The 11,095-nt window shown below is 53.5% G+C and carries 9 protein-coding genes; 5 read left to right on the top strand and 4 right to left on the bottom strand.

From position 1 onward, the window contains the following. Positions 1 to 960 precede the first annotated feature (960 nt). The 4 genes from O1724_RS22405 to O1724_RS22390 are packed head-to-tail and all read left to right on the top strand — an operon-like array spanning position 961 to position 5,836. Positions 961 to 1,542: a fimbrial protein gene (locus O1724_RS22405; RefSeq protein ID WP_126297344.1), complete on the top strand. Its 582-nt coding sequence runs from the start codon at positions 961 to 963 to the stop codon at positions 1,540 to 1,542. A gap of 30 nt (positions 1,543 to 1,572) precedes the next feature. Further along, entirely contained in the window at positions 1,573 to 2,247 is a 675-nt protein-coding gene (locus tag O1724_RS22400; RefSeq protein ID WP_126297345.1) for a fimbrial biogenesis chaperone, read from the top strand. 4 nt (positions 2,248 to 2,251) lie between these two features. After that, positions 2,252 to 4,732, top strand: a complete 2,481-nt coding sequence (locus O1724_RS22395) for a fimbria/pilus outer membrane usher protein (RefSeq protein ID WP_126297346.1) — start codon at positions 2,252 to 2,254, stop codon at positions 4,730 to 4,732. A 9-nt stretch (positions 4,733 to 4,741) separates the two neighbouring features. Then, the gene (locus O1724_RS22390; RefSeq protein WP_032608569.1) at positions 4,742 to 5,836 is read left to right on the top strand and encodes a fimbrial protein; all 1,095 of its coding nucleotides are present in this window, start codon (positions 4,742 to 4,744) and stop codon (positions 5,834 to 5,836) included. A 32-nt stretch (positions 5,837 to 5,868) separates the two neighbouring features. On the opposite strand, the gene O1724_RS22385 is transcribed toward O1724_RS22390, so the two are convergent. From O1724_RS22385 to O1724_RS22370, 4 genes are all read right to left on the bottom strand, one after another. Continuing rightward, positions 5,869 to 6,231, bottom strand: coding sequence for a YibL family ribosome-associated protein (locus tag O1724_RS22385; RefSeq protein WP_015572767.1), 363 nt, complete (start codon positions 6,229 to 6,231; stop codon positions 5,869 to 5,871). 58 nt (positions 6,232 to 6,289) lie between these two features. Continuing rightward, positions 6,290 to 6,880, bottom strand: coding sequence for a mannitol operon repressor MtlR (gene mtlR / locus O1724_RS22380; RefSeq protein WP_015572766.1), 591 nt, complete (start codon positions 6,878 to 6,880; stop codon positions 6,290 to 6,292). Beyond that, positions 6,877 to 8,025, bottom strand: a complete 1,149-nt coding sequence (gene mtlD, locus O1724_RS22375; RefSeq protein ID WP_126297347.1) for a mannitol-1-phosphate 5-dehydrogenase — start codon at positions 8,023 to 8,025, stop codon at positions 6,877 to 6,879. The genes mtlR and mtlD overlap by 4 nt, the downstream gene beginning before the upstream one ends. Positions 8,026 to 8,125: 100 nt before the next feature. Next, positions 8,126 to 10,033: a PTS mannitol transporter subunit IICBA gene (locus tag O1724_RS22370; RefSeq protein WP_023315019.1), complete on the bottom strand. Its 1,908-nt coding sequence runs from the start codon at positions 10,031 to 10,033 to the stop codon at positions 8,126 to 8,128. Positions 10,034 to 10,469: 436 nt separating this feature from the next. Here O1724_RS22370 and O1724_RS22365 point away from each other — a divergent pair, with 436 nt between their 5' ends. Continuing rightward, a complete protein-coding gene (locus O1724_RS22365; RefSeq protein WP_015572763.1) occupies positions 10,470 to 11,078 on the top strand; it encodes a glutathione S-transferase in 609 nt (202 codons plus the stop codon). Positions 11,079 to 11,095 lie beyond the last annotated feature (17 nt).

Below are 11,095 nucleotides of genomic sequence, written 5' to 3'. Positions count from 1 at the left end.
CAGCAATGCTTTTGTGAAGTGGAGCATCGAAACTGTGAACGATGGATAGCTTTACGCATGATTGGTAGGACCAAAACCGCAAGTTCAACTCACCGCGTGCGTTGGGAGCGGTAGTCAGGTGGAGGGGATTACATTCGCCTTTTGAGCAGATACGGCGCGTAAAAGAGGTTGAATAAAATGGGTATGTGATAATATTGCGTGAATCAAATGAGGTTTGTTTGTTTTATTTATGTTTTTGAAAATCTGTATATGTGTGATCAGAGTGATATATTTCCTATAAATAAAAAATTTTTTTGGTTAAAAATGCGAAATCGAAGCTGTAGCAAAAAATTTTAATTAAGGTAAATTTCACATATAGATTTTAACAGTGTATTACAAACGATCAATTGCTGATCGATAAGGAAATATCCTGTTTAACCGTGATTTTTCAGGATAAAGTGAAAGAATTTTTTGCTGAAGTGACATTTTTTGGCTAATAATATTCTGAAATAAATTGATCAAACAATGATCAGTTAACTCTCTTGTAATTTAGTTGCGGTATTAAAAGCAGATTAATAATTATTAGGGCAATGGAAAGGGGTTAAATTTGTTAGCTGAGTGTTAATTTCAGAATGTTTACAAGCGCGGCGTATTACTTTTCAATACGTAGACGTTAAAAGGCATTTGATTTACTATTTATTCAGAAGCAACGTAACAGAAGATTTAAAATTTATTACTAACCACAACGTATTCAGTGTTATTTTCGGCCAGAAGTCATTCCTCAGTTGAAGGATATCTGTGTATGGCCTTCTGAAAATATACGGATTATCACCATGGGATGGACCCTGCTTTATTCTATAAGGTCGCGTCACCCATTCTGCTAAAACCCTTTCGGTGGCGTTTTTAAATCCTTATAGCGGTTATTGTACCTGGTACAACAAGTCTATATCTGTTTAATTTACAGAGGGGAAAGTGTTCCAAATGAAAATCAAAAATGTGGCGCTGGCGATTGCCGCGGCGGGGCTGCTGTTATCTTCTCAATCGGTACTGGCAAGCAGTGATTCTGGCGTTAATGCTTCTCTGGATACCGGTGCGGGTTCGCAAAGTACGGGCGGGGTGATCAATTTTACCGGGAAGATTACCCTTATTTCCTGTGATATTACTCCGGCCTCTAAAAACAAAACGGTAGACCTTGGGGCGTGGGCAAAAAGCTACTTTGACGATCACAACGAAACGACGCCGCGCGAGTTCAAAATCAACGTGGAAAACTGCCCGGAGACGGTTGAATCGGTTGCGGTACTGTTCGACGGAACCAAAGATACGGTGAATGACACACTGCTTCAGATTACGCCAGGTGAAGGTATGGCGACGGGTGTCGGCGTGAAGCTTTATAACAGCGATCGCAGCACGGCGATTAAACCGGGTACGGTATCTGAAACAACCGCACCGGATGATGAAGGCAATGCTGAATTAACTTTCTATGCCGCACTTGACAAAGATGGCACAGAAATCAACGCCGGCGATGTTAACGCCGTATCCAACTTCCTGATGGTTTATAACTGATTTCACTGTCAGCCACCTCCAGAGATAATAATGATGAAACGTTTATCGTATATTATGCTCACTGCATTAATGGTTAGTTCTGCGTCAGTTTCCGCTGGCGTTGTAATGGGGGGAACACGGATCGTATACCCACAACACAGCAAGGAGGTGGCATTTTCTGTTTCTAATATGGAAAGTGCGGTTCCCTATCTTATTCAGTCGTGGGTTGAAGGGGATGGGCAGGGTAAAAATAACGCTGCGCCATTTATTGTCACGCCACCTCTGTTCAGACTTGATCCGGAGCAGACCAACACGCTGCGTATTCAATATACCAGCGCTCCGCTGCCCACAGATCGTGAATCTGTATTCTGGCTCGATATTAAAGCGATTGCGCCAAAGCCAAAAGAGAGCAGCAACGAATTACAAGTTAACGTTAAATCGAAATTTAAAATTTTCTACCGCCCGGACAATCTGAAAGGGGACGCTGCAACTGCCTGGCAGAAAATAACGTTTTCGCGGACGGGAAAAGGGCTTAAGGCCGCTAACCCGACGCCATACTACGTCTCTTTTTATCGGCTGACCGTTGGCGGGCATAAAATTGAGCAGCCGGGCATGATCGGTCCAGGGGAAACCCGTGAATGGCCTGTGTCCGCCTCCGGGGGCGTAAGCTGGTCGGCTATTAATGATTTTGGTGCCATCACCGCCACCCACACCCAGCCTCTTTAAGATCATGCCTTTTCGCCTGTTTCGTTACGCGCCGCTTTCAGTGTTGCTGCTTAGCTTCAGCCGTGCGGGGATGGCCGAGGATTACTTTGATCCCGCCGCGCTGGAGCTTTCCTCTACTGAACAGAAAACGGCGGATCTGCACTATTTCTCTGAAAAGGGCGGGCAGATGCCAGGCACCTGGCTCGTGACGCTGGAGATTAACGGACGCGAGGAGCGGCATCAGGAGATCACCTTCGTCAATGAGAAAGGCAGCCTGCAACCCGTTTTTAGCGTATCGCTGCTGGAAGCGCTTGGAGTAAATGTAGGGGCCATTCCTGCATTCTCCCGGTTGCGGGAGGGAGAAACGTTCACGCACCTCGCGGATTTCATTCCGGCAGCGCGAACCTCCTATGATTTCAACCAGCAGCGTCTCTTTCTCAGCCTGCCGCAGGCGGCGATGAAACACCGCAGCCGTGGCTACGTGCCGCAGTCGCAGTGGGACGATGGTATCCCGGCGGCCTTTACTGATTACAGTCTGTCGGGCGGCCAGGCACATCATCAGCGTGGCGTCACGACATCCAGCTATCTGAGCCTGCGTAACGGTATCAATCTGGGGGCGTGGCGGTTGCGCAACACTTCGGCCTGGAGCCACAGCGACGCGGGCGGCAACCATTTTCAGTCGCAAAGTAGCTGGCTGAGCCGGGATATTCGCCGTCTTAACAGCCAGCTACGGATCGGCGATGCCTGGACCGCAGGCGACGTCTTCGATAGCGTGGCGTTTCGCGGGGTTCAGCTCTCGTCCAGCGAGAGCATGTTACCCGACAGCCAGCGCGGCTTCGCACCAACCATCCGCGGCGTTGCACACAGCTTCGCTAAAGTCTCCGTTTCGCAAAATGGCTATGTGATCTATGAAACCTGGGTGGCCGCCGGGCCATTTATCATTAACGATCTGTTCCCCGGCGCACAAAGCGGCGATCTACAGGTTACGGTCACGGAAAGTGACGGCTCAACGCGCGTCTTTACCCAACCCTATTCTGCGGTGCCGTTTATGCGACGCCAGGGCAGCCTGAAATACAGTCTCAATGCAGGACGATTTCACTCCGGTTCCGGCGATGCGCGTTCGCCTGAGTTTGTTGAAGGCGCTTTTTTCTACGGTCTGCTCTCCAGGATGACGGTGTATGGCGGCTTTCGTACGGCGAGCAACTACCAGGCCGGTGCAATTGGCATAGGCAGAGGGTTTGGCGCATTTGGCTCGCTGGGCATTGACGATACGCTGGCAAAAAGCCATTTACCCGGCGGCAAAAACGCGATAGGGCAGGCGTGGCGCATTCAGTATCAGAAAGATTTCAGCGCTACCGGCACCGCCTTCAACCTGGCGAGTTATCGCTATGCCTCGCGCAATTACTATGAATTTAGTGAACTGAATCAGTCTGACAGCCAACAGCTGCAACTCAATAATCGCCGTAGCCGCTCGCAGGTCACCTTTTCACAGACGCTGGGTCAGTTCGGCAGCCTCAGCGTCTCGGCATGGATGCAGGATTACTGGCATACGTCCGGGCAGGATAAAACCATCCACATTGGCTGGTACACCAGCTGGCGGGGCATTTCCTGGGGCGCGGGATATGACTACACCGACTCAGCGCGTGAGCAGCATCCCGATCGCACCGTGTCGTTTAACGTCAATGTTCCGCTTGGCCACTGGTTACCGGACAGCTCGGTCAGTTACTTCATCAACCACAACAATCGTGGAATGACCACGCAGCAGATGTCTCTCAACGGCAGCGCGCTGGCGAATCGCAACCTTAATTACAGCGTTCAGCAGAGTAAGGCCAGCGAGGGACAAGCCGACAGTACCAGCCTGGCGCTGCAATACAACGGTGGCTACGGCAACGTCAGCCTCGGTTATGACCACAGCCGAAGCGGTAGCAACGCGAGCCTCGGACTCGCCGGAGGCGTTATCGCCACGCAGTATGGCGTCACGCTTAGCGAGCCGCTGGGCGATACCGTCGCCCTGCTGCGCGTGCCCGGTGCGGCGAACGTTGAGCCGGAGGGTTACAACGGGATCCATACCGACAGCCGCGGCTATGCGGTCATGCCAACGCTCTCGGCGTATCGCAAAAATACCGTCAGCCTTGATACGGCGACGCTGGGTGAGAACGTCGACGTTGAGCAGAGCGGTCTGACGCTCATTCCCACCAGCGGCGCGGTGGTGCTGGCCAATTACAAAACCCACATTGGTTATCGCGTTCTGTTTTCCCTGCGCTACCACGGTGAACCGTTGCCGTTTGGCGCGCAGGCTGAAGTGGTGGAGCAGAACCGCCATTCTGCAAACCGAAGCATGGTCGCTGACGGCGGTCAGGCCTACCTGAGCGGAGTACCCGAGCGCGGCACCCTGCGCATCACCTGGTATGAAAACGGGGAGCAGCAGCAATGCCAGACACCTTTCAGACTGGGGAAAGCTCATATGGCCCCCGGTATCGCCACGCTGCCCGTAGAGTGCCATTAGAGGAATATCATGCGTCGTTTTATTCACTGGTTTTTCTATCTGAGCCTTCTTTCGCTTTTTGGCATGCTGAGTTTTCATGCCCATGCCCAGACTTCAACCTGCCGCACCACGCGCGATCAGTGGGTCGTTCAGGTGCCTTATGCCATTGGGTATGCGCCCGGCACGTCTGACTGGACGCCGATATCTGCGCCGATACAGTCTACCGGGGCGGATTTCTACAGCTGTGATGGCGGGAATGACGCCTGGCGTAGTATCGGCTTTGTCGACATGGATAACCCCGTCGGCACCGTGGTGGGGGAAGACGGCGCGTCACGTCACGTCTATAAAACTCAGATCGACGGCATCGGCTACGCGCTGGGGTTCCGGGAACAGCAGTACTGCGGCGCCGATGCGGTACGCTATATTGACGGCACAAGTCAGGTGAATGGCAAAGAGTCCCGGCGTATCTGTGATGCCTCACAGAATCCTGCCTTTGCCAGCGCCCCAACGTATAAATTGCAGTTCTGGGTGGTGTTTTACAAAATCCCGACGACCAGCCCCATGCCTGACGATAACGCCAACTCCCAGGAGCAAAATGTCGGATCGCTGATATTGCAGGCGGGAGAAAATCAAGCCAGCGCCACCAACGTGGCGACACCAGTACAGATTCATCTCGCCAGCTTCACCGTCAGGCGTACCAGCTGTTCAGTGGGCTCTCGCAGCATTCTTGTTCCCATGGGGAGCGTGAGCCAGCGTGAATTTCACGGCATCGGCTCCCGCGCCGGGGGCGGACGCTTCAGCATTCCGGTGACTTGCGAAAATAACACGGCGGTTAAGATGGGTTTCTTTGGCGATACCACGCCGGGCAACGATCGGGCGCTGGCGTTGACGAAGCAGGAGGATAGCGCCAGCGGTGTCGGGATCGAACTACTTTACGGTGACAATACCGGTTCGGTTCAGGGGCAGGTGGTACCGTGGAACACCCCGCAGGTATCAGCGCTTGGGCAAGTAGGGGATAACCAGACGCAAACCTTCTGGTTTGATGCGCATTACATTCAGACGGAAGCGAACGTGACGGCGGGAAAAGCGGATGCGATGGCCACGTTTAACCTGATTTACAACTGAGTTTCCCCTGCCGCAGCGGCAGGGGAGGACGATCAGAACGCGGTCTTACAAAAACCCGTCATCTCTTTCAGGCCCATTTCGCGACCAAGCTCAGTCATCGGGTGCACCACCACCAGGCCACGGACGCTTTTCTTCAGCTTGCCCATGTCGGCCTGCTCTTTTTTGGTGATCGCGCGGCGATGCGGCATGTTCATCAGCTTCTGCGCTTCTTTACTCAGCTTCTGGCCTTTCACTTCGCGCAGGCGTTCAATTTCCGCCTCCAGCTTCACGGACTCTTTTTCCAGCTCGGCATATTTCTCGGCGGAATCGACCAGGGAGAGGCCAGCCATCTGATGGCGGATCAGATCCAGACGGTCGCTCAGGCGTTTAATTTCGTTCTTTTCGACTTCTTTCATGACAAATAACTCTGAAAACGGGGAATTTACAGGGAAGGATACACCAATATGTGCGGGCTTACTTCTGAAACGCTTTTTTTAAGCTGATTTTAGAAATCAGCTCAGTCAGGGAAAGCACCATGGTGGAGCGCACAACCTGTTGATAACGCAGCTTTTGCATCGCGTACAGCTCTGGGTCGCTGTTATCAAACTGAGGTGCGGGAGGGAGCGCGGATACGCAGTGCAGTTCGCCGAAGGGACCCAGTATCTCATCATCGGTAAAGGTGTACTCATTGCCGTCATGATTGAGCTCTTCGCGCAGCGCCATTAACAGCTCGGCGTCTTCATACTCCTGACGGTTCAGCACGCCGAGACCGTAAATCAGCTTCAGCCGTACCGATAAATCGCCCAGCGGTCCGTCTCCGTCCAGTAACGGTTCTACAGCGTACTTTACCGCGTAGTCGTCTTTGCGAAACACCTGAAGCACCAGAATGTTTACCGCCTCGGTTAACAGCTCGACGGCGGCAATCAGGAAACTTCGTACGGTTTTGCCAGCATTCAGACGCTCAAGCACACGATTTTCAAAGGCCTGGGTTTGTTCCATTATTGCCTGCATATCTGACAATCTGTTATTCGGGCGCAGGCTCACCTGCGCCGGACTCTGCATCATTTGGTTGCGTTGTATGCGCTGACCGCCTCCGCAACTACGTCACTGTTGGCATCCAGACCGGAGATCTGCGCCAGCGCAGCCTGCGCGCCTTTGTCATCAATCAGCTGAGCCAGCTCAATCGCCTGCGGGTCCTGCTCGCTGCGGTAGTGCATGGCGGCAGCGATTCCCTTCACCAGGTTAGCGTGCGGCAGGCCGTATTCCAGCGTGCCCAGCAGCGGTTTAATCAGGCGATCGCCCGCGCTCAGTTTACGCAGCGGCTGACGACCCACGCGCTCAACGTCATCTTTCAGATACGGGTTTTCAAAACGACCGAGGATTTTCTGGATGTATGCTGCGTGTTTATCAGCATCAAAACCGTAGCGTTTGATCAGCACCGCGCCGCTCTCTTCCATTGCCCCTTTGACCACCGCACGGATGTTCTCATCGAGGATCGCGTCACGAATGGTCTGATGACCGGCCAATTTTCCGAGGTACGCGGTTATAGCATGCCCGGTGTTCAGCGTGAAGAGTTTACGTTCGACAAATGCCATCAGGTTATCGGTTAATTCCATTCCCGGAATGGTCGGCAGCGCGCCCTTAAACTGTGTTTTATCAACGATCCACTCGCTGAAGGTTTCCACGGTCACTTCCAGCGGGTCGTTGGTGGCGGATGCTGACGGCGGAACGATGCGGTCAACGGCGGAATCAACAAAACCTACGTGCGCTTCAACCCAGGCTTTATCTTCGTCGGCGACGGCCGCAAGAACGTGGCCTTTCAGCTGCGTGGTGCCGCGCACCATGTTTTCACAGGCGATGATGTTCAGCGGCGTTTCAACGCCATGTGCTTTACGCTTCGCCAGGCCTTTCGCGACCGCCGGGGCGATACGCTCAAGCACCACCGGACCCACGGCGGTGGTGACCAGATCAACGCTGGCAATAAGATCGATAACATCGTCACCAATGCTGCTTACCGCGTTGACGCCAGAGACCGTTTCAACCTGTTCGTTTTCACCCACCACGTGAACCTGATAGCTATGACGGGCATTCAGGGCATCCAGAACCACCTGATTCACATCGGCGAATGTCAGGGTAATGCCCGCGTCTGCCAGCAGTTTACCGATAAAGCCACGACCAATATTACCTGCGCCAAAATGTAATGCTTTCATAGTGTTAACCTTCATCAATGTTTTTACCCGAGAGGGCTGGGGTGAGGAACGTTTTCCCCTCACCCTAGCCCTCTCCCCGGGGGGAGAGGGAGGAGTACCGTTATTTGTTAAGCAGGGCCAGAACTTCTTCAACGCTGGTGGTGTTGGCCAGACGCTCAATAACCGTTTCGTCATCCAGCGCGTTGGTCAGGCTGGTAATCACCTGGATATGCTCGTTGTTGCGAGCGGCGATACCAATCACCAGACGGGCGATGTCGTCCTCTTCTTCACCGAAGCGCACGCCATCAGGATACTGACAGAACACCACGCCGGTTTTCAGCACGCGGTCTTTGGCTTCCACCGTACCGTGTGGAACCGCGATGGATTCACCCAGGTAGGTTGGGGTCAGCTTTTCACGCTCCAGCATCGCCTCAACGTATTCCGGCTGAACGTAGCCACCTTTCACCAGCTGCTCACCGGCGAAGCGAATGGCCTCTTCTTTATTGGTCGCCGTGCGGCCAAGGAAGATGTTTTCTGCGCCCAGTTTGAACAGATGCGCGTTGCTCTCGTCGAAGCTGTCTTGCAGGCTGGTACGTACTTTCACTTCGTTATCTTCATGGCGCTGCGCCGCCACCAGACGTTCGGTCAGGCTCGTGTACAGGCCGCTGTCGAGGAAGTTGGTCAGGGAAATGTGCTGCGCCTGCGGTACCTGACGCATAGCGCGTTCGGTCAGATCGCGGTGCGTGATCACCAGGTCAACGTCCGGCGGCAGGCTGTTAATCGCGCTGTTGGTGACGGAGATGTTGGTCAGACCCGCATCCTGCACTTTCTTACGCAGCACGCCCGCACCCATTGCGCTGGAGCCCATACCGGCATCACAGGCCACGATGATTTTACGAACGTGGCTCAGGTCGTTAGAGACATCGCCTGCCGCCAGCGGCGTTGCGCCTTTGGATTCGGCTTTCATGTCATGCATACGACGGGTTGCCGCTTCGATATCGTCGTCTTCTTTCACCTTGCTGGTTTTCAGCAGGATAGCGGAGGCCACGAAGGAGACCGCCATGGCCGCACAGATCGCCGCGATGTTCGCGAAGTAGGCGCCTTTCGGGGTCATCGCCAGCACCGCCAGGATAGAGCCTGGAGAAGCCGGAGAGACCAGACCGCCGCCCAGTACGCTCAGGGTGAACACGCCGGTCATACCGCCAAGGATAACGGCCAGGATCAGACGTGGGTTCATCAGTACATACGGGAAGTAAATTTCGTGAATACCGCCCAGGAAGTGAATGATCGCCGCGCCGCCAGCAGACTGTTTCGCGCTGCCGCGACCAAAGAACATGTATGCCAGCAGAACGCCCATACCCGGACCCGGGTTCGCTTCAATCAGGAAGAAGATGGACTTGCCGAGATCGTGTGACTGCTGAATCCCCAGCGGTGAGAAGATACCATGGTTGATGGCGTTGTTCAGGAACAGGATTTTCGCCGGTTCAACGAAGATTGACGCCAGCGGCAGCATGTCATGCGCCACCATGAAGTTAACGCCCGCAGCCAGCAGCTTGGAGAGCACTTCAACCGCCGGGCCAATGCCGAGGAACGCCAGAATCGCGAGGATCATCCCGATGATGCCCGCAGAGAAGTTGTTCACCAGCATTTCGAAGCCGGATTTGATCTTGCCATCAACCCAGACGTCAAATTTCTTGATCGCCCAGCCGCCCAGAGGACCGGCAATCATCGCACCGAGGAACATCGGCATATCCGCACCGACGATCACCCCCATGGTTGTGATGGCACCCACGACGCCACCACGGTCACCGCCCACCAGACGACCACCGGTATAACCGATGAGCAGCGGCAACAGGTACGTAATCATTGGGCCAACAAGTTTCGCCAGCGTTTCGTTAGGCAACCACCCTGTCGGAATAAATAATGCGGTGATAATACCCCACGCGATAAACGCGCCGATATTTGGCATCACCATGTTGCTGAGGAAACGACCAAAGCTTTGCACTTTGATCTTGAAATCGGATGACATAAAACACCCCTTCTTATGTTTACGCTTAGGCTTGTGGCCCGAGGTTTATCGTTAATGTGCGGCGGCAGAGGTAGCCGGGCCCTGTTCTGATGCTGTGAAATCTGGCACTGAATCGTTCAACTGTCCAGACAGCGAAATTTTGTGTGATCTGAATCACATGAATGTAGGGGGGGAGGACATTAATGAAGTGATCGCGATCACATAATGAGTGTGTAAAAAAAATACATCGTTCAGAATTACGCCAAAATGGGCGGGTTTTTGTGATTAATATCACAATGTTAAGTTGGCTGTTTGTTTTCAGATTGTGATTTGATTCACAAAATATTTTTATGCAGATTTCTCCCGTATCCCCTCACGACAGGAATGCGATACGCACACCTGCCTTTTTCCACGGCTTGATCCATACTGACCTCTTTGTGGGCATTAAGGATAAGCAATGAAACTCATCGGCAGTTATACAAGTCCTTTCGTGCGTAAGATTTCGATTCTCCTGCTGGAGAAAGGGATTGAATTTGAATTCGTAAATGAACAACCCTACAACGCAGAGAACGGCGTTGCGCAGTACAACCCGCTGGGGAAAGTCCCGGCGCTGGTAACGGACGAGGGCGACTACTGGTTTGATTCCCCGATCATTGCGGAGTACATCGAGCTGCTTGGCGTTGCGCCAGCCATGCTGCCGGCGGATCCAAAAGCAGCGCTGGCGATGAAGCAAATTGAAGCCCTGGCGGATGGCATTATGGATGCGGCATTAACGTCCGTACGCGAGCAGGCAAGGCCCGCCGCCCAGCAGTCAGAAAATGAGCTGCTGCGCCAGCGCGAAAAAATCAGCCGCAGCCTGGATATGTGCGAACAGCTGATCCGCGACGGGAAAATTCAGAGCGATAGCCTGAATCTGGCGACGATCGCCATCGCCTGCGCCATCGGCTACCTCAATTTCCGCCGCGTCTCGCCGGGCTGGTGCGTGGATCGTCCGCTGCTGGTCAAACTGGCGGAGACGCTCTTCCAGCGCGAAAGTTTCGCCCGGACTGAACCACCAAAGGCTTGATGCGGGTTATAACACTT

The organism is Enterobacter cloacae complex sp. HYC074_NIDB, from assembly GCF_056673345.1.
Note: the sequence above shows the minus strand (reverse complement) of the source record. Positions and strands in the feature narration are given on the sequence as shown.

What these genes read in the sequence shown, in the direction of transcription:
- O1724_RS22400 (WP_126297345.1), top strand. Translation starts at nt 1,573, where the DNA reads ATGATGAAACGTTTATCGTATATTATGCTCACTGCATTAATGGTTAGT.
- O1724_RS22405 (WP_126297344.1), top strand. Translation starts at nt 961, where the DNA reads ATGAAAATCAAAAATGTGGCGCTGGCGATTGCCGCGGCGGGGCTGCTG.
- mtlR (WP_015572766.1), bottom strand. Translation starts at nt 6,880, where the DNA reads ATGATGCAGAGTCCGGCGCAGGTGAGCCTGCGCCCGAATAACAGATTG.
- O1724_RS22385 (WP_015572767.1), bottom strand. Translation starts at nt 6,231, where the DNA reads ATGAAAGAAGTCGAAAAGAACGAAATTAAACGCCTGAGCGACCGTCTG.
- O1724_RS22370 (WP_023315019.1), bottom strand. Translation starts at nt 10,033, where the DNA reads ATGTCATCCGATTTCAAGATCAAAGTGCAAAGCTTTGGTCGTTTCCTC.
- O1724_RS22395 (WP_126297346.1), top strand. Translation starts at nt 2,252, where the DNA reads ATGCCTTTTCGCCTGTTTCGTTACGCGCCGCTTTCAGTGTTGCTGCTT.
- mtlD (WP_126297347.1), bottom strand. Translation starts at nt 8,025, where the DNA reads ATGAAAGCATTACATTTTGGCGCAGGTAATATTGGTCGTGGCTTTATC.
- O1724_RS22365 (WP_015572763.1), top strand. Translation starts at nt 10,470, where the DNA reads ATGAAACTCATCGGCAGTTATACAAGTCCTTTCGTGCGTAAGATTTCG.
- O1724_RS22390 (WP_032608569.1), top strand. Translation starts at nt 4,742, where the DNA reads ATGCGTCGTTTTATTCACTGGTTTTTCTATCTGAGCCTTCTTTCGCTT.